The organism is uncultured Rhodoblastus sp. (assembly GCF_903903185.1).
GTDB lineage: Bacteria > Pseudomonadota > Alphaproteobacteria > Rhizobiales > Beijerinckiaceae > Rhodoblastus.
This window is the reverse complement of the sequence record NZ_CAIUXT010000068.1, coordinates 1-17,902: the sequence shown is the minus strand read 5'-3', so window position 1 is coordinate 17,902 and position 17,902 is coordinate 1. Positions and strand designations below refer to the sequence as shown.

The window sequence follows — 17,902 nt, the reverse complement described above, 5'->3', positions numbered from 1 at the left end:
AAAAAAGACAGGTTGTTCAAGCCAGCATACCCCGCTCGAAGGAGTGGATTAACCGGACGCGCCGCGAGAACGATTTCGCGCGATTGAGGGAGCAAATCATGACCGTCGAAGTCGAATCCAAATACCTCGTATCTACCGAGTGGCTGGCCGAAAGACTCGGCGCGCCCGGACTGGCGATTCTCGACGCCTCCTGGCATCTCCCGACCACCAATCGCGATGGCGCCGCCGAATTTCTGGAGCGCCATATTCCCGGCGCGGTTTATTTCGACATCGACGCCATCGCCGACAAGGTCAGCAGCCTGCCCCATATGCTTCCCGATTCCCTGGCTTTCTCCGGCGCCGTGCGCAAGCTCGGGATTGGCGACGGCATGAAGATCGTCGTTTATGATTCGCTTGGTCTGTTTTCGGCGCCGCGCGTCTGGTGGACCTTTCGCGCTTTCGGCGTTCGCGACGTCGTTGTGCTCGACGGCGGCCTGCCCAAATGGCTGTCCGAGGGCAGAGCCGTGGCCGAGGGCCCGGTGCGGCCACAGTCGCGTCATTTCACCGCCCGGCTCGATCACGCTTTGATCGCGACGCTGGGCGACGTGCGCGCCGCAAGCGCCAAGGCGGGGGCGCTCGGCGCCCCGCAAATCGTCGACGCCCGCTCCGCGCCACGCTTTCGTGGCGACGAGTTGGAGCCGCGTCCCGGCCTGCGTTCCGGCCATATTCCCGGCAGCCTCAATCTTCCCTGGGGCGATCTGGTTGCGGACGGCCGACTGCTTCCGCCCGAACAACTGGCGGCGGCCTTTGCCCGCGTCGGCTTCGATCCGGCGAAAGCGGCCATCGCCACCTGCGGCTCCGGCGTCACCGCGTCGATCATCGCTCTGGCCGCGGCGACCACGGGGCGTCCCGGCGTTGCAGTCTATGACGGCTCCTGGGCGGAGTGGGGCATGCGCTCGGACTTGCCGCTGGCCCTGGGACCCGGCTGATAATTTACCCGTCTGAAGGTTTCCGAAGACGGGCCGGAACTGCCCGTCAAGCGGGGCTGCGCCAGGCGTCTGCCAAGATTTTCGCGCATTCGGCGTTTTTTTTGGAAAATTTTGCCGCCATGCGCTTGGAAACCGCAAAATGACGCCAAATGTCTCCCGCCGCCGCTGGCTTGTCGCGTTGGGCGATGTTATGACGCTGAGGTTGCGCGCGGAGGGGTTGCGTCGGGTTAGACGCCTTGCTCGCCGCGCATGACAGGGAGCACCGCCCAGGAATGAAAAAAGTCGAAGCCATCATCAAGCCCTTCAAGCTCGACGAGGTGAAGGAAGCGCTTCAGGAAGCCGGGCTACACGGTATTACCGTCACCGAAGCGAAAGGTTTTGGCCGCCAGAAGGGCCATACCGAACTCTATCGCGGTGCGGAATATGTCGTCGATTTCCTGCCAAAGGTCAAAATCGAACTGGTTCTGGCCGATAGCGCGGTCGATCGCGCCGTCGAGGCCATCCGCAAGGCCGCCCAGACTGGACGCATCGGCGACGGTAAAATATTTATTTCCAATATCGAAGGGGCCATCCGGATCCGCACCGGCGAAACCGGCACGGATGCGGTATAGCTCCTTTGCATGTTTCGTGGAATCGTGAAAAAGCCATGGACCTTTGGCGGACGGTATATTCCTATCGAAAACTCTACAGCTTATTGGGAATTTACTGTGGCGCGGCGCCTGTGGCTCCATCCTTTGGCTCAAGCGAAGCAGAGTCCGGTTCGCGTGAGAGCAGACGCGTGAAAACAAGAGACTGGAGCCTTGTGGCCCCATATCCCCAACGTCACCTCCAAAGATAAAGAGGCATTGAAATGACGACCGCCAAAGACGTTCTGCAGAAAATCAAAGACGAAGACATCAAATATGTCGATCTGCGTTTTACCGATCCGCGCGGCAAATGGCAGCACGTTACTTTCGACATCGCGCTGGTCGACGAGGAGATGTTTTCGGAAGGCACCATGTTCGACGGCTCGTCGATCGCCGGCTGGAAGGCGATTAACGAATCCGACATGATGTTGATGCCGGACCCCTCCACCGCCGCGCTGGACCCATTCTTCTCCGCCGCAACGCTGTCAATCGTCTGCGACGTGCTCGAACCCCTGACCGGCGAGCCATATAACCGCGATCCGCGCGGCATGGCCAAGAAGGCGGAAGCCTACCTGAAATCCACCGGCATCGGCGACACCGCCTTTTTCGGGCCGGAAGCCGAATTCTTCGTCTTCGACGACGTGCGTTTCAAGGCCGACCCCTACAATACCGGTTTCGTGCTCGACTCGGCCGAGTTGCCAAGCAACGCCGACACCCCCTACGAGGGCGGCAATCTCGGCCACCGCGTCCGCACCAAGGGCGGTTATTTCCCCGTTCCGCCGGTCGATTCTGCGCAGGACATGCGCGGCGAAATGCTCGCGGCAATGGCGTCGATGGGCGTCAAGGTCGAAAAACACCACCACGAAGTGGCCTCCGCCCAGCACGAACTCGGCATGAAGTTCGGCACGCTGACCACCATGGCGGACCATCTGCAGATCTATAAATACGCCATCCATCAAGTAGCCAATTCCTACGGCAAGACGGCGACGTTCATGCCCAAGCCGATCTTCGGCGACAATGGGTCGGGCATGCACGTCCACCAGTCGATCTGGAAAGACGGCAAGCCGGTGATGGCGGGCGACAAATACGCCGACCTGAGCCAGGAATGCTTGTGGTACATCGGCGGCATTATCCGTCACGCCAAGGCGCTCAACGCCTTCACCAATCCTTCGACCAATTCATACAAGCGTCTGGTGCCCGGTTATGAAGCTCCGGTGCTGCTCGCCTATTCGGCGCGCAACCGCTCCGCTTCCTGCCGCATTCCGTGGACCAATAATCCGAAGGCCAAGCGCGTCGAGGTCCGGTTCCCCGATCCGGTGGCGAACCCCTATCTCGCTTTCGCTTCCATGCTGATGGCGGGCCTCGACGGCATCGTCAACAAGATCGATCCGGGCGCGGCCATGGACAAGGACCTCTACGACCTGCCCCCGCGCGAACTCAAGAAGATCCCGACGGTCTGCGGGAGCTTGCGCGAAGCCCTGACCAGTCTCGACAAGGACCGCGCCTTCCTGAAGGCCGGCGACGTGTTCAACGACGACTTCATCGACAGCTATATCGAACTCAAGATGCAGGACGTGATGCGCGTCGACATGACGCCGCACCCGGTCGAATTCGACATGTATTATTCCTACTGAGCCATGCTCGCGGGAATGCAAAGGGCGGCCCTCGGGCCGCCCTTTCTCGTTTTGGCGCTTCCCTCAAGAGCGCGCCGACGAAGCCCGGCGGAAACCGGCCGTTGCACGCAAATTTCACATGGCGAGGCGCGGCGTCATCAATAATGAGTTGAATCTAAGGACGTCGAAAGGTCTGCGGGCCTTGCCCGGTCGGGCAATCGAAGCAACGATAGCGGCAGCGGGCGAGACGTGTAAACGCTCGCGGGCCCGAAAACGCCGGCGTCCGGTTGGACGCACGGCGAGGATCGCCCCCGGGCCGGTAAATAATGGGAATTAGCGCTTTCACCGCAACAAGATGGAGCCCGATCCATGACCCGCACCAAGATCATTCTGGGAATGGCCCTTGCCGCGTCGCTCGCCAGCCTCGCCCCGGCCGCCGACGCCGCACCTGTCGCCGCCTCGCGTGCGGCCGTTGCGATCTCCGCGACCGACGGTTCGGTGATGCAGGACGTCATACAGGTCAGCACCCATCCCACGCGCCGCCATAGGCACCGCAAGGGCCAGCCCGCACACAAATGAGACCACCCCGGGGGGATCGCTTCCCGCCCGGCCTGCAAGAAGCAAAAAACCTCGCGGATTCCTTCCGCGAGGTTTTTTTTGGGTGGGCGCCCCCTGCTCAGGCCGGTGTGCGTGAAACGGCCTCGGCGCGGCCGACCGCGACAGCCGCCAGCAGGCTCAGCGCCAGCAGGAAGGCGGCGAGGCCATAGCCGCCGCCCGGAACGCGTCCCTCGCCGATTTCCCAGGCGAAAATCTGGGTGAAGGCGATTGGCCCGATCATGCCCGACATGCCGCGCAAGCTTGCAAACGCGCCCTGCAGGACGCCCTGCTCCGAAACCCCGGCAAGCCGCGTCGCGATCGACTGGAAAGCCGGACCGGCCAATCCCCAAAGGGCCATCAGCGGCAGGGCGGCGACGAAAGCTTGCCCGGTGGGCGCCCAGGCGGCGGCGATCAAGCCGCAAATTCCGAAGGCCAGCCCCGCCAGGGCGGTCGGCAACTCGCCAAATTTTTTCACCGACTGCCGCACCAGACCCGCCGAGACCAGCGTCTGGGCGATCCCGACCAGCGCCAGCGCCATGCCGGTGGTGGCCGCGTCCCAACGATAGCGATAGTCGGTATAGAGCACGAAAATGCCCGGCAGCGATTCATGCGCCAGATAGGACAGGAACACCGCAAGCGCCAGCAAGGCGAGCGCCGGTTCGCGCGTCAGGAAGCGCAGCGAACCCAACACATTCGCCGTCCGCCAGACGATCTTCTTGGTGCGGTTTTCCGGCGCCAGCGACTCCGGCAGCACGAAATAGCCATAGAGCGCGTTGAGGAAGGAGAAGCCGGCCGAGCCCCAGAAGGGCAGCCGCAAGTCGATCTGGCCGAGCCAGCCGCCGATCGCCGGCCCGAGCACGAAGCCGAGGCCGAAGGCGCCGCCGAGCATGCCGAAACGCGCGGCGCGTTTTTCGGCCGGAGTGATGTCGGCGATATAGGCGCTGGCGGCGGAGAAACTGGCGGCGGCGGCGCCCGAAATCAGCCGCCCGAGGAACAGCCAGCCCAGCGTCGGAGCGAGCGCCATGACAACATAATCGAGCCCAAGCCCGAGATTGGACCAAAGCACCACCGGACGGCGTCCGAACCGGTCCGACAAGGCCCCGAGCACAGGCTGGAAGACGAACTGCATGAAGGCCCAGGCGATGCCGAAATAGCCGACCATGCGCGAAGCCTGCTCGAAGTCGCCGCCCTCGAACGAGACGATGAGTTTCGGCAGCACCGGAATGATGACGCCAAGAGCAATCATGTCGAGGGCGACAGTGACGAAAATGAAGAGGAAGGCCGCCTTGCCGGGCTTGTAATTTTGCGACGCCATCCGCTTCTCCGACACTGACCCGCGCGAGACGCAGGCGTAAAACCGCCTTTCGCTCTAACGCGTCGGCCCCCGTCGAGGCAAATGAAATTCACAATATTTGCATCGGCGGCCCGCGTTTTCGCGTCAAGCAGCCACGGGAATGCAGACAGCGCCGCAGTTTCCGTCGTGACGCCCGCAGCCGCGTCCGCGCTCTAAAACAGGAATTTCACGAACAGCACCGCATAGGTCATGTTCTTGCCGCCGGCCTCGGTCAGCGCCGGACCGGCATAAAATTGCGCCAGAATCGCCCCCAATTGCCAGAACTGATCGGCCTGCCAACGCGCGTCGATGGAAAATTCGCTCCCTACCCGCAGGCCTGAAACTTTGTTGGTGTTAGGGATTTGGGTCATGCCGCTGCCATAAAGGCCGTCCGTCGTCGAGACCCGCCACAGCAGGTCGAGGCCGAGAATGACGTTGACCCGATCGGCGGGCGTAAAGCTGAACACCGGTCGAATATCCCGGACATTGGCGGGAACCAGCACCGGCGTTTCCGCAAAATAGGGCAGGCGCGGGAACATGGCGTTGAAAGTTCCGATGGTCCTCGAATGCGCGTTGTCGCCGCTGGCTTGATTGATCGAAAAGCCGAAACGCGGCTTGATATCCACATTTTCGGGCGTATAGCCGAACACCCCGGCGAGCAGATAAGCCTGCACCGGCTGCGTCCGGAACGTGCCGATCTGATCGGAAGCCTCGAAATTCCAGTCGAATCCGTTCGCCGCGCCGAACAGGCGCACGCCATAGGTTTCGATCCTTTCAACTCCCGTCAGGCCGCGAAACCTGGCCTGCGTATTGGAATAATCCAGCGCGTAAAGATCGCTTCTCAGTGGGCCGGCCAGCGGCGTCGTCACATAGAGCCCACCCAGATGCTGGGCGGCGTTGGTGCTGTCGTTCATGGCATAGGGACTGTCCACCGTGGGCTGCACGGCGAGAATGTCGACGCTCGCCTCGCCAATCTTGTCGATGAAGCGGAAACCGTCGAAATCCCGCCGCACGTTCGGTCCCTCGCGCACGGCGATCAACCGCTGATAGCCGTACAGCAGTTCCTCCCTGCCATAGCGAAAAGTTGGAGCATCGCCGAAAGGCGACGGCAGGCGCAGATCCGCGAAATGCTGCATCAGGTCGAAGCGGTCGACATCGGTGGTCGAGGGCGCGCCGCGCTCGCCGAAAATGCGCTGGTCGCCGAGCTGGACAAAGGCGCGGAAATAATCGGTGACGTGCAGGTCGCCGTCGAGCAGCAGCCTTTGCAGTTGATAGGAGCTGGCGGCCGGCGTCTTGATTCCATAATTGATATTGACGTAATTTTCGTGGCGCTCGCGGATTTCGCCCCCGAGCGTTAGGAAGATCGGCCCGAAATCGCTGGCGCCAAGCGGAATATATTTGAGCCTTTCCCAAGGCGTCGGATCGCTCTTGCGCGCGAGCCAGGAAAAATCCTCATTGTAGCGCAGGCTTTGAAACGGGGGATCGAACTGCATCGGGCTTTCCGCTCGCGCCGCCCCCGCCGCCAACGACAAACAGAGCCCCAGCCCGCCCCACTGGGCGAGGCGCCCGATCGGAACCATGAATTCCTCCCCGGCGCCGTTCGAGCGGCGCGCCAATTTGGCGCCAAGGCGGACCCAACCGCAGCGCGACAGCATATCGAATGGAGATCCTAGCCTTTTTTCGGGGCCAGTTGTTTGACATGGCGCAACTTCCGGCGACCCTGACGGACGGAACAGGCGTTGGCGCCGATACGCCCGCCAAGGCGCCAAATCCACAGGCGGGGAAAAATTGTTTTCGTTATGTTCACATCGGGCGCGATTTCGTGGTAAGCAAGGCCACCTCTTATATGCGAATCCGAACAGGACTCATGGCTGACCATTCCGATCTTTTTGGCGCTTCCCCTTCCGCCGCCGGCAAACCCGCGCGCGACAGAAAGCCCGCCGTCGAGCCGAGAAAGCCGCAAAACGGGGCCACCTTGAATGAGGCCGACTATAACGCCTCGTCGATCGAGGTTCTGGAGGGGCTGGAGCCGGTGCGCCGGCGCCCCGGCATGTATATTGGCGGCACCGACGACACCGCCCTGCACCATCTGTTCGCCGAAGTGCTCGACAACGCCATGGACGAGGCCGTCGCCGGCCACGCCACCCGTATCGAAGTGCATTTCGAGGACGACTCCTATCTGACGGTTACCGACAACGGACGCGGCATTCCGGTCGACCCGCATCCAAAATTCCCAAAAAAATCGGCGCTCGAGGTCATCATGACGACGCTGCATTCCGGCGGCAAATTCGATTCCGGCGCCTATCAGACCTCCGGCGGACTGCATGGCGTCGGCGTCTCGGTGGTCAATGCGCTGTCCGAGCGGCTCGAAGTCGAGGTGGCGCGCGGGCAGATGCTCTACCGCCAGGTTTTCGAGCGCGGCGCCCCGCTGGGCAGGCTCGAGACGGTCGGGCCGGTCAAGAACCGGCGCGGCACCAGGCTGCGCTTCAGAGCCGATCCGCAGATCTTCAAAGAAAACGCCCGTTTCAGCCCCGCCCGTCTTTTCAGAATGGCGCGCGCAAAAGCCTATCTGTTCGGCGGCGTCGAAATCCGCTGGAAATGCGCTCCCGCCCTGCTCGACGCCAACGGCAAGACGCCGCCTGAGGCGGTGTTCCATTTTCCCGGCGGCCTCAAGGATTATCTCGCCGCCGACATCGAGGGCAAGGAACTGGTCGCAGAGCCTTTCTTTACCGGAAGGGTCGAAAAGGCCGAACGCCACGGCTCGCTAGAATGGGCGGTGACCTGGCTCGCCCATGACGACGGCTTCGTCCATTCCTATTGCAACACCATTCCGACCGCCGACGGCGGAACCCACGAATCCGGCCTGCGTCTCGCACTGTTGCGCGCGCTCAAGGATCATGCGGAACGCATCGGCCAGGGAAAGCGCGCAAGCGCAGTCACCACCGACGACATCATGAACGGTTGCGCGGCGCTGATATCGGTGTTCATCCGCGAGCCCGAATTCCAGGGCCAGAACAAGAGTCGCCTGATGAGTCTGGAAGCCTCGCGCATTGTCGAAAGCACGATTCGCGATGCTTTCGACCATTGGCTCGCAGCCTCGCCCGCCCAGGCGAAAAGTCTGCTCGACTGGGCGATCGAGCGCGCCGAGGAGCGCCTGCGCCGCCGCGCGGAAAAAGATGTCGCCCGCAAGAGCGCCACCCGGAAACTGCGCCTGCCTGGAAAGCTCGCGGACTGCACGAATAACTCCTCGCAAGGCTCTGAACTATTTATCGTTGAGGGCGATTCGGCGGGAGGTTCGGCGAAACAGGCCCGCGACCGCGCCAATCAGGCCATCCTGCCGTTGCGCGGAAAAATCCTCAATGTCGCCAGCGCGACGCGCGACAAGCTCACCGCCAACCAGCAACTCGGTGACCTCATCCAGGCGCTGGGCGCGGGAACCGGCGCCCAGTATCGCACCGAGGATCTGCGTTACGACAAGGTCATCATCATGACCGACGCCGATGTCGATGGCGCGCATATCGCCTCGCTGCTGATCACTTTTTTCTATCGGCAAATGCCCAAGCTGATCGACGAGGGCCATCTTTATCTCGCCGTGCCGCCGCTCTACAAACTGACGCAAGGGGTTAAGATCGCCTATGCGCGCGACGAGGCCCATCGCGACGAATTGATTCGCACGATTTTCTCCGGTCGCGGCAAGGTCGAGATCAGCCGGTTCAAGGGGCTGGGCGAAATGATGCCGGCGCAACTCAAGGATACCACCATGCATCCGGGCAAGCGCACCCTTCTCAAGGTCGGCATTGCCGAAGAGGACCGCGAGGAAACCGCCGATTCGGTCGAAAGATTGATGGGAACAAGGCCGGAGGCGCGTTTCGCCTTCCTGCAGGAGCGCGCCGCCTTCGCTGCCGCCGCCGATCTGGTCGATCTTTGATTTTTGGAGGAGTATAGCATGCAGGACTCTGTTGACCTCGCGCCGCAAACTTACGACCGGACGCAGATCGTGCTGCATTGGGCCATCGCCCTGCTGATTTTCGGCCTCTATGCGGTCGGGCTCAGCATCGATCTGTTCGACAAGCCCGTTCGTCCGTTCATCATCAACCTGCACGCGGTATTCGGCCTGACGCTGTTGCTTCTCGTCGTTGTGCGGATATTCTGGCGCTTGACCCACAAGAGCCCGCCGCTTCCAGCCAACATGAGCCCCTTGTTCCAGAAGGCCGCCGCCGCCGGCCATGGCCTGCTCTATCTGTTGACGGTCGCCATACCGCTGCTTGGCGTTCCGGCCTTTTTGTATCGCGGACGCCCGCTCGATCTCGGCCTGATCCAGATCCCGGCGCCGTTCGAAGCCAACCGCGACCTCGCCCATCAGGTCACCGAAATCCACGGCCTGCTGGCCAATATCCTGATCGCTCTGGTCGTCGGTCATGTGCTGGTCGCGCTTTATCACCAGTTCGTGCTGCGCGACGATCTGCTGACGCGGATGAGGCCGCGCTAGGAAGGATTTTGAAACGCCGGAGACCATTTCGATAGGGATATGGGGTTGAAACAATTGATAATCGCCTGTTCGACGAATGGGAAATCGTCGAACGGGCGCAACGCTCTGTTTACCGAGATCTGCGATAGATACCGCATCCGGTCTGGAGCTTTCGCATGTATGGTCTTTCATCGCCGCCGGAAAACGGCAGAAGCACGGCGTTCGACCGACTGTTGTTGATTTGCGCCCTGCTCACGCTGGTCTGCGTCCTCGGGGCCCATGAAATGGATCGGTTGGCGCAAGACGGCGTGCTTCCCGCGCGCCTGTTCGCCCGCGCAGCCCCTCATCCGGGCGTCGACCCTTCCGCCACGGCGTCGATCGCGCTCCGTACCTCGACCGCCGGGCTGACCCCCTGCGGCCCCAATTAAGCCCTTCGCTTAGAAAAACATTGACATCGACGCCACTTCGACTAAAGGTCCGGTCGGCGTTTTGGGATTCGCGCGCGCCCGCCGTTGCATCGACGGCGTTTCAATGGGATCGGATTGAACTGGATCGGTTTCGATTCGGGGCGGCAAATACGCCGCTTCCAGGCCGTCCGCAGCCAGCCACACTTTCCGCCAGACGCGATCCTTCGTCAAAGCCGCCTTGATCAGCCGCTTCAATCAAACCCTCTATTGGGACGTTTAATGCAATTTTCCGAACTCGGGCTCAGCGAAAAAGTGCTGCGCGCCGTAGAAGCCTCAGGCTACACAATTCCGACGCCGATTCAGGCGCAGGGCATACCTTTCGCCCTCACCGGCCGCGACGTCCTCGGCATCGCCCAGACGGGCACCGGCAAGACCGCCGCCTTCGTACTCCCGATGCTGTGCCGGCTCGAACAGGGCCGCGCCCGCGCCCGCGTGCCGCGCACGCTGATACTGGAGCCGACGCGCGAACTCGCGGCGCAGGTCGAGGAAGCCTTCATCAAATACGGCTCCCAGCACAAGCTCAATGTCGCCCTGCTGATTGGCGGCGTCTCCTTCGCCGACCAGGAAACCAAGATCATGCGCGGCGCCGACGTGCTGATCGCCACGCCCGGCCGCCTGCTCGACTTTTTCGAACGCGGCAAGCTGCTGCTCAGCGGCATTGAAATACTCGTCATCGACGAGGCGGACCGCATGCTCGACATGGGTTTCATCCCGGACATCGAGAAAATCTGCAAAATGGTGCCATTCACCCGGCAGACCTTGTTCTTCTCCGCGACCATGCCGCCGGAGATCACCCGCCTGACCGAGCAGTTTTTGCATCAGCCCGCCCGCGTCGAAGTCGCCCGCGCCGCCTCCACCGCCGAAACCATTACCCAGTTGATGGTCGCCTCGCATGGCGGCGGCGACAAGCGCGAGACCCTGCGCCGATTGTTGCGAGAGGCCGACGGACTCAAGAACGCCATCGTGTTCTGCAACCGCAAGCGCGATGTCGCCATCGTCCACAAAAGCCTTGAAAAGCATGGTTTTCCAGTCGGCTGCCTGCATGGCGACATGGACCAGAGCGCCCGCATGGCCTCGCTCGACGCCTTCAAGAACGGCGCGGTGGACATACTCGTCTGTTCCGATGTCGCGGCGCGCGGCCTCGACATTCCCGACGTCAGCCATGTCGTCAATTTCGACGTGCCGACCCATTCGGAAGATTACGTCCATCGCATCGGCCGCACCGGTCGCGCCGGCCGCTCCGGGGTCTCGCTGACCATCGTCACCGGCGACGACGGCAAATATATCGCCCAGATCGAGGACCTGATCAAAAGAAAGATCGACTGGCTCGGCCCGAAAGTCGCGGAACTCGGCGAAGCGCAATATACCGAGCGCGACCGCGAGCGCTCCGCGCGCGGCGAGCGTTCCGGCGCCTCGTCCCGGCGCGGCGGACGCGCGCCGTCGGCTGGACGCGGGCCGCGTCCCGAGCGCAGCGCGCGTTCCAGTCCGGTGGAGCGCGTTCAACCTTCGGAAAACGCCGAGCGCCCGCGTCCCGCCGAACGCGCGCAATCTGCAGAACGGCCCGAGCGCGCCCGACCTGCGGAGCGGGCCGAACGCGCACATCCCGTAGATGCGGAAGCACGCGGGCCGCGGCAGAAACCGCGCGAATATGAAGCGCGGGGCGAGCGCAATTTTTCAAGGGACGAACAGCGCCCGCGAAGCGGCGGGCAAAAGGTCGACAACGATCCGCCGGTGATTGGCCTCGGCGACCATGTTCCCTCCTTCCTGCTCCGCCCGGCGCGGATCAAAGGCGCCAAGCCTGCCGAATAGGCATTCAGGCCAGATTCTCCAACAGCTCGAGCGACAGGCCGGCGCAATCGTCCAATTTCACGCTGGCGCCCGTGAAATCGCTGTCGCTGAAGGCGCTGCGCACGGCGATGACGCGCAGACCCGCCGCGAGGGCGGATAGCACGCCATTGCGCGAGTCCTCGATGGCGACACAATTTTCCGCCGGCTTGCCCAACAGGCGCAGCGCGAGAACATAGACGTCGGGCGCCGGCTTCTTGCGCGAAACCATGTCTCCCGCCACGACCACCGGAAAGACATCGCGCCATTGCGCGCCCAGGGTGGCGAGGAGCAAGGCTTCGACATTGGCTGGCGTGGTGGTGGTGGCGATGGCGAGGGTAAGCCCTCGCTCCCGCGCCCGCGCCAGGAATTCGGCGATGCCGGGGCGCAATGCGATTTCACCCTCCGCGACCATCCGGGTGTAGATTTCCGTCTTTCGCTTGTGCAGCGCGGCAATGGCTTCCGTCGTCACAGGTCCCTTGTCCGTTTCGCGCGAAAGATATTGGCCGATCCGCTCCTTGCCGCCCGTCACCGCCAACAAATCGAGATAGAGGGCCTCGTCCCAAACCCAGGACAGCCCGAAGTCGGAAAAAGCCCGGTTGAAGGCGAGACGATGCACCTCTTCCGTTTCCGCCAAAGTGCCGTCCACGTCGAAAATGAGGGTGTCGATCAAGGCCGTCTCTCTCTCCGAGGGGTCAAGTCCGAGCCGCAAGTTCGCGCAGTCGGCGCGAAAAAGAAATTTAATATTTCATATGTTCTGGTTAGATTTTCTGAACTGCCGGCTCGAAGAGCCCGTCACGGAGGCAGCACGCCGAAAATCTTGCGCAGGAAACCCGGCGCGATCGCCGACAGCGGATTGACCGTCAAGGAAGGGGAAGTGAACTTGCCGCTGACGCGGTAATTCAGACCGATCAACCCTTCTTGTGAGCCGCCGACCAGAATGCCGATCACCGGCAATTGGCCGAACAGATTATTCACGCCATAAGCCGGCACGAACACGCCGGTCAGGTCGAGCGCGTCGCGGTCGAAATCGACCCAGCCTTCGAGGGTCGAACCGATCGAGGGGCTCGAAATCGTGCCGTCCTGGATGGTCAGCCGCCCGTTTCTCTTGTCGAGCAAAGCATAGAGCCGGGAAAAGGCCATGGCGTTGGGATCGATCTTGACCTTGGCGGTGATTGGCTCGGCATTGGGAGACGACACGAAACTGCGCAGGGCCGGCTCGCCGCGCAGCACGAATTGGAGGATTTCGAGAGATCCCGACAGGCCGCCGTCGGAGAGCTTGAAGGCGCCTGTCAGCCGCCCGCCCTCCATATGACTATAAAGGTCGAGAAAACCGAGCAGGGCGCCGGCGTCGGAAGTGGATACCCTCAGCAGCGGCGGGCCGCCGTCAGCGGCGCCGATGGCCGCCTGCAGCGCGTCGCCGCCGAGTTTCCCCTTGAAGTTCAGGGTCTGGTACTGGCCGCCCTTGCGAACCGCGCGCAGATCGGCATTCGAGACGATCTGGCGATTGGCGCCCGACATCAAGGTGGCGTTGAGGGACAGGTCAAAATCGGCGGCGTCGCCGCCGCCATTCGACGCCGACAGGTTTTTCAGGAAAGGACGCGCGTCGATGGCCGCGCCCCGCGCGACGACCTTGAGCATGTCGCCGCTACGCGTCGTGTCGATTTCGAGACTGTCGCCGGGCGAGAACCGGATCTGCGGGAATTTGGCCGAAACCAGCGCGCCATCGGCGGAAAACTGCATCGCGCCCCGCGCCGACGGGCCGGAGCCATCGAAAACGATTTGGTCGAGATTGGCGCCGCCGCGCTCGTCCTCGCGAAAGGCGAAGGTCGCCTTGGCCGCGCGCCCGGCCGGCTTGTACAGGCCGGGAACGGGATAGTTCAGGCCGGTTTTGGTCATGTCCAGCTCCACCTGGGCCTGCGGCCGCGCCGCGCCGACCTCGGCGACAATCTTCACCGCCACCGGCCCGGCGACGGTCGCGCCGAAACTGAAACCCGCCTTGGCGCGCCCGGCCTCGTCGAGATTGAAGGCGATGGCTCCCTGCGCCGGCTCCGAGCCTTTGCGGTTCAGTTCGAGCGTCGCCGGCGCTCCGAAAAGTTTGCCCGTCCCGGTGACGCGGGTGACGCCGCCCTCGAGGCTGACCGCCAACGTGGCCTGGTCAAGCTTTTCCTTGCCGACCAGGCGCTCGGCGGAAAAATTCTCGACCTTTCCGGAGACGTCGATCGCAGCGAGCGACGGATCGAAAACCGGGGTCAGCTTGGTGCGATAAGTGAAAACAGCGTCGAACTGGCCCCGTGTGGTCTTCGGGTCGAGCGGCAGGCTGGCGACTTTGGCGAAGGCGGGTTTGGCCAGCAATTCGCCGAGCGCTTCGAGACCGCCCCTGGCCCGCGCCGTCACGCTGAGGGCGGGCGGTCGAGTCGCGAAATCCGGCATCGACAACACGCCATCCGACAGTTCGATCCGGTGGCCCGGCGCGGCCTCGATGGCGGCGACGCTTCCGGTCACGCGAGCGGCGCGTCCGCTCGAATGTCCCTGCCCGTTGAGCCCGGTCACGGGCGGCGCGTCGTCGACAAAGGTGAAGGAGGCGTCCTTGAAGGTGTAATCGATGGCGATGCGGTCATCCATCGGCGGATGTTGCGCCCGCATCATCCGCAGGTCGATTTCGTCGAGATCGATGGCCATGCGGGCGCTCTCCAGCGTCCCGCCAAGCAGGTGGTCGCCGGCCCAGCCGCGCACCGGCGCCCCGGCGGCGTTGGGCCAGATCGCCAACAACCCCGCCGCCGTCATCCGACCGGCGGCGATACCCAGGCGCAGATGCGGCCCATTGACCCAGTCGACCGTGCCCTGAAAAGCGGCCGAGACCTCCGGTCCGGTCATCTCGATCCGGCCGATTTCGAGGATCTTGTTGGACAGGTCGAGGCTCAACGCGCCTTGAAATGTGGAAATGGCCACGGACTTTTCACCGGCGCGATCCGGTCCAATGATTCCCGGCTCGGTTTGTTTGAAGGCGATGTTCCATGGCGCTGCGTCACTCGCCGGCGGGGTGATCGACCCATTGAGGAAGAAACGGGTGGCGCCGGAGAAGATCTGCGCCTGTTCAATGAGGACGCGATGATTGGCGCCATCCCAATGGGCGGCGGCGAAGACTTCGTCGATGAACACCGGCGGAAAATCCGGGTCGTCGAAGCGCCAGAAACCTTCGCTCAAGCCCAGCCGGGCGTTGGCCGCAATGACATGTCCGCCCGCGGCGAAGGAGGCCTCGGCCTTGACCGAGAGCGGAATGTCGGAATCGATCGGCAGCGCGGTTTTTCCGGCCAGCAGCGCGATTTCGTCGATGGAAAAGCCGCTGGCCTCGACCGACAGGTCATGCGGTTCGCCGCGGGCGCCGCGCGCGAAACCCTTCACGCTCCATTTGCCGCTTGGGCCTCGGGCCGAAATGGCGATCTGGGCGACGCCTCTCCCGGCGACCCGCTTGCGGCCGAGCGAAAATTCGAAATTGTCGAATGTGCGCTTCTGTCCGGCCGCCAGGTCGACGAACAGCAGACGCCCGCGCCTGATCCCGAAATGATCGAGCGCGGCGATGGGACTGTCACCGCCGGAGGCGAAGTCGAAAATCGAATTGATCGCTCCGCCCGCCTGCCGCAGAATTTTTCCGCGCGGCGCCGGCGTCGGCGCCGAGGTCGGCGGCGCGACCGAACTCTGGTCCGGCGCCGGCGCGCTCGCGCTGGAATCCGCCGCCGCCGGGGTTTCCCTGGGCGCCCCGGCGGGCGCCTCGTCGCCGGCATTGAGGTCGAGACCGCCATCGGGCCGGATCAGCAATTCGACACGGAGGTCCTCCAGTTCGACGCGCTCCGGCCTGAAGCTCAAGGTCAGGAGCGACAAAGGGTCGAAGATCAGTTCGGCTTTCGGCGCGCTCAGAATGCGATGGCCGTCGGCCCGGCTCACATTGAAGCCGTCGAGCGCCAGCGCCAGGCCCTGGTCCCGGCGCTCGAGCGCCAAGCCTCCGATTTCCAGGCGATAGGCTGGCCCCAGCCGATTCTGCAGCGTCGAGGTCAGGAAAGGTTTCAGCGTGTCGAGATTGAGTTTGCCCATGGCCAGCACGGCGACGAGCAGGCCTAACCCGCAGATCAGCGCCAGCAGCAACAGCGACAGGCCGGCGCCGGCCGCGCGATGCGGCCGCCACCGCCGCCGCTTGCTCTTCAGCGGCGGCTTTTCCTCTGCTGTTTCCGGCGTTTCGACCAAGGCTTGAGCTTCCTCCGGCGGGCGAATTTTATCTTTGGGGCGCGTCCCCGCGTCGCAACCGCGCGATGCGGAGATTTTACGCCGGCGCGAAACTTTCAATTTCCGCGCTACGCGCCTCTTTTTTCGCCTCGCGAACGCTTCGTTTCTGCGCCATGCGCGAACTTCCTTTTTTCCGCTAGGCGCAAGCCCGCGAATCGCCTTCTATGATAGAAGACCGAAGGGTTCCGGCTCAAGCTGGCGGGCGACGTAAGGTTTTGTCCGAATGCCCGGTATTTACGACGAAAGGAAGGCCGATGCCGGATCCATTAAAGACGGGCGACGCCGCCCCCGATTTCAAGCTGCCGCGCGACGGCGCCGGTTCCCTGTCGCTCGCCGATTTCAAGGACAAGAAACTCGTCCTCTATTTCTATCCGAAGGACGACACTTCCGGCTGCACCGCCGAAGCCATCGCGTTCAACGGGCTGGCCGGCGAATTTGCAGCCATCGGCGCCGCCATTGTCGGCGCCTCGCCCGATCCGGTAAAGGCGCACGACAAGTTCCGGAAAAAGTACGAACTGACGTTCCCCCTCCTCGCCGACGAATCCAAACAAATTCTCGAAGCCTATGGCGTCTGGGTCGAGAAGAGCATGTATGGCCGCAAATATATGGGCGTAGAACGCACGACTTTCCTGATCGGCGCGGATGGCCGGATCGCCCAAGTCTGGCGCAAGGTCAAGGTTCCGGGCCATGCCGAGGAAGTGCTGGCGGCGGCGCGAAAATTGTAACCTCGGGTGGCCACCTTGGCGAAACATTAACCATGCTGACCTAAATTTCTCCATGAAATCCGGCGCCGCCGCTCCGGGCGACGTTCGGGATGGGGAAAATGCACGCCGATAACAGCATCGCCAAGGCGGGACGGCCCCGGGTCCAGTTGCATTTAGCCTTTAGGAATTTCCGTCGTGAATTGACCTTGCCGCCGGCCTTGGCCTTAACGTCGGTCGGCCTCGTCGTGGCCCTGCTCGTCTCCTGTTTGGGCGTCGGCGCCTGGCCGATGCTGCGCGACGACATGCTCGCTTCGCTGTTGCGGCGCCAAGTAAGGATGCAACGCGCCTATGAGGATCGCATCGCTGACTTGGGCGCGCAGATCGACGCCCTCTCGTCCAGACAGAGGCAGGATCGTGAGGCGTTCGAGTTGCGTGTGACGGAATTTGCCGCGCGACAGGCGCAACTCGAAACCCGCACCGACCGCGTCGCCGCGATTGCGGCGCAGGTCAATCCGGCGGCGCAATTCAACGCCGCCACGACCGCTATCGCCATCGTGGCGCGCCCTGCGCTTGCAAAGCCGGCGGCTTCCGCCAGACCGGCGGCGACGGCGGCGTTCGCGCCGGATGGTTTCGACCTTCGTCGCACCCATCCGCTCGATCCGCCGCGCGAGGACGTCTCCGAAAACGCGCCTCCCGCGCCGCCGGAAAAATCCATCGGCGATCTGACAAGGAATTTCGACCGCATAGAACAGCGCCAGATCGCCGCCCTGGGCAGCTTGAGCGCCCCCGCCGCCGCCCGGGCCAAGCGACTACGCCAGGCTTTCGACGAAGCCGGCCTGCCGGTCGAAAGGCTGATGCGCCATGCCGACGGATTTGGCGCGGAGAAAGCCGGCGGCGCCGGCGGGCCTTTCGAGCCGGCGCCAATAGAGCAATGTGCGAAAAAGTGGACGCCGATTTTTCGTAAAAACATTGCGAAAATAAAGGAATCCAGCGTCGATTGCGATTCATCCGAATCGCAATC

Annotated in this window: 15 protein-coding genes; 10 read left to right on the top strand and 5 right to left on the bottom strand. The window is 63.1% G+C overall.

The window, feature by feature from the left end:
* Positions 1 to 98 precede the first annotated feature (98 nt).
* The 4 genes from sseA (at position 99) to QZY01_RS05985 (ending at position 3,786) form a co-directional block, all read left to right on the top strand.
* Positions 99 to 968 carry a 3-mercaptopyruvate sulfurtransferase gene (sseA, locus tag QZY01_RS06000; RefSeq protein ID WP_294534605.1) on the top strand — a complete coding sequence of 290 codons (870 nt, stop codon included), beginning with the start codon at positions 99 to 101 and terminating at the stop codon, positions 966 to 968.
* 272 nt (positions 969 to 1,240) lie between these two features.
* A complete protein-coding gene (locus QZY01_RS05995; protein WP_294534603.1) occupies positions 1,241 to 1,579 on the top strand; it encodes a P-II family nitrogen regulator in 339 nt (112 codons plus the stop codon).
* 239 nt (positions 1,580 to 1,818) lie between these two features.
* On the top strand, positions 1,819 to 3,228 hold the full coding sequence (gene glnA, locus QZY01_RS05990; protein WP_294534600.1) for a type I glutamate--ammonia ligase: 1,410 nt from the start codon (positions 1,819 to 1,821) through the stop codon (positions 3,226 to 3,228).
* Between the two features lie 348 nt (positions 3,229 to 3,576).
* Entirely contained in the window at positions 3,577 to 3,786 is a 210-nt protein-coding gene (locus QZY01_RS05985; protein ID WP_294534597.1) for a hypothetical protein, read from the top strand.
* Between the two features lie 97 nt (positions 3,787 to 3,883).
* Here the strand turns inward: QZY01_RS05985 and QZY01_RS05980 are convergent, their stop codons facing one another.
* Both QZY01_RS05980 and QZY01_RS05975 read right to left on the bottom strand, forming a co-directional pair.
* A complete protein-coding gene (locus QZY01_RS05980) occupies positions 3,884 to 5,119 on the bottom strand; it encodes a TCR/Tet family MFS transporter (protein WP_294534595.1) in 1,236 nt (411 codons plus the stop codon).
* Positions 5,120 to 5,310: 191 nt separating this feature from the next.
* Entirely contained in the window at positions 5,311 to 6,717 is a 1,407-nt protein-coding gene (locus tag QZY01_RS05975) for an alginate export family protein (protein WP_294534592.1), read from the bottom strand.
* 287 nt (positions 6,718 to 7,004) lie between these two features.
* Between QZY01_RS05975 and parE the strand changes: the two genes are divergently transcribed.
* The 3 genes from parE to QZY01_RS05960 all read left to right on the top strand — a co-directional run bounded on the left by parE (position 7,005) and on the right by QZY01_RS05960 (position 10,033).
* On the top strand, positions 7,005 to 9,065 hold the full coding sequence (gene parE, locus QZY01_RS05970) for a DNA topoisomerase IV subunit B (RefSeq protein WP_294534590.1): 2,061 nt from the start codon (positions 7,005 to 7,007) through the stop codon (positions 9,063 to 9,065).
* An 18-nt stretch (positions 9,066 to 9,083) separates the two neighbouring features.
* Positions 9,084 to 9,626, top strand: coding sequence for a cytochrome b (locus QZY01_RS05965; RefSeq protein WP_294534587.1), 543 nt, complete (start codon positions 9,084 to 9,086; stop codon positions 9,624 to 9,626).
* Positions 9,627 to 9,781: 155 nt separating this feature from the next.
* A complete protein-coding gene (locus QZY01_RS05960) occupies positions 9,782 to 10,033 on the top strand; it encodes a hypothetical protein (RefSeq protein WP_294534585.1) in 252 nt (83 codons plus the stop codon).
* 9 nt (positions 10,034 to 10,042) lie between these two features.
* On the opposite strand, the gene QZY01_RS05955 is transcribed toward QZY01_RS05960, so the two are convergent.
* Positions 10,043 to 10,267: a hypothetical protein gene (locus QZY01_RS05955; RefSeq protein WP_294534582.1), complete on the bottom strand. Its 225-nt coding sequence runs from the start codon at positions 10,265 to 10,267 to the stop codon at positions 10,043 to 10,045.
* Between the two features lie 24 nt (positions 10,268 to 10,291).
* Between QZY01_RS05955 and QZY01_RS05950 the strand changes: the two genes are divergently transcribed.
* Positions 10,292 to 11,881: a DEAD/DEAH box helicase gene (locus QZY01_RS05950; protein ID WP_294534579.1), complete on the top strand. Its 1,590-nt coding sequence runs from the start codon at positions 10,292 to 10,294 to the stop codon at positions 11,879 to 11,881.
* A gap of 4 nt (positions 11,882 to 11,885) precedes the next feature.
* Here the strand turns inward: QZY01_RS05950 and QZY01_RS05945 are convergent, their stop codons facing one another.
* Together QZY01_RS05945 and QZY01_RS05940 are read right to left on the bottom strand one after the other, a co-directional pair.
* Positions 11,886 to 12,569 carry an HAD-IA family hydrolase gene (locus tag QZY01_RS05945; RefSeq protein WP_294534577.1) on the bottom strand — a complete coding sequence of 228 codons (684 nt, stop codon included), beginning with the start codon at positions 12,567 to 12,569 and terminating at the stop codon, positions 11,886 to 11,888.
* A gap of 122 nt (positions 12,570 to 12,691) precedes the next feature.
* Positions 12,692 to 16,138 (bottom strand): AsmA-like C-terminal region-containing protein, encoded by a 3,447-nt coding sequence (locus QZY01_RS05940; RefSeq protein WP_294534574.1) that lies wholly within the window; start codon positions 16,136 to 16,138, stop codon positions 12,692 to 12,694.
* Between the two features lie 293 nt (positions 16,139 to 16,431).
* On the opposite strand from QZY01_RS05940, the gene QZY01_RS05935 reads away from it, so the two are divergent.
* A complete protein-coding gene (locus QZY01_RS05935; RefSeq protein ID WP_294534571.1) occupies positions 16,432 to 16,902 on the top strand; it encodes a peroxiredoxin in 471 nt (156 codons plus the stop codon).
* Between the two features lie 98 nt (positions 16,903 to 17,000).
* The coding region (locus QZY01_RS05930; RefSeq protein WP_294534569.1) for a hypothetical protein at positions 17,001 to 17,902 on the top strand (902 nt) is incomplete at its 3' end.

Excerpts from the sequence above, each read along its gene's own strand:
- parE (WP_294534590.1), top strand. The coding sequence starts at position 7,005 with ATGGCTGACCATTCCGATCTTTTTGGCGCTTCCCCTTCCGCCGCCGGC.
- QZY01_RS05995 (WP_294534603.1), top strand. The coding sequence starts at position 1,241 with ATGAAAAAAGTCGAAGCCATCATCAAGCCCTTCAAGCTCGACGAGGTG.
- QZY01_RS05950 (WP_294534579.1), top strand. The coding sequence starts at position 10,292 with ATGCAATTTTCCGAACTCGGGCTCAGCGAAAAAGTGCTGCGCGCCGTA.
- QZY01_RS05960 (WP_294534585.1), top strand. The coding sequence starts at position 9,782 with ATGTATGGTCTTTCATCGCCGCCGGAAAACGGCAGAAGCACGGCGTTC.
- QZY01_RS05965 (WP_294534587.1), top strand. The coding sequence starts at position 9,084 with ATGCAGGACTCTGTTGACCTCGCGCCGCAAACTTACGACCGGACGCAG.
- sseA (WP_294534605.1), top strand. The coding sequence starts at position 99 with ATGACCGTCGAAGTCGAATCCAAATACCTCGTATCTACCGAGTGGCTG.
- QZY01_RS05980 (WP_294534595.1), bottom strand. The coding sequence starts at position 5,119 with ATGGCGTCGCAAAATTACAAGCCCGGCAAGGCGGCCTTCCTCTTCATT.
- QZY01_RS05935 (WP_294534571.1), top strand. The coding sequence starts at position 16,432 with ATGCCGGATCCATTAAAGACGGGCGACGCCGCCCCCGATTTCAAGCTG.
- QZY01_RS05975 (WP_294534592.1), bottom strand. The coding sequence starts at position 6,717 with ATGGTTCCGATCGGGCGCCTCGCCCAGTGGGGCGGGCTGGGGCTCTGT.
- glnA (WP_294534600.1), top strand. The coding sequence starts at position 1,819 with ATGACGACCGCCAAAGACGTTCTGCAGAAAATCAAAGACGAAGACATC.
- QZY01_RS05985 (WP_294534597.1), top strand. The coding sequence starts at position 3,577 with ATGACCCGCACCAAGATCATTCTGGGAATGGCCCTTGCCGCGTCGCTC.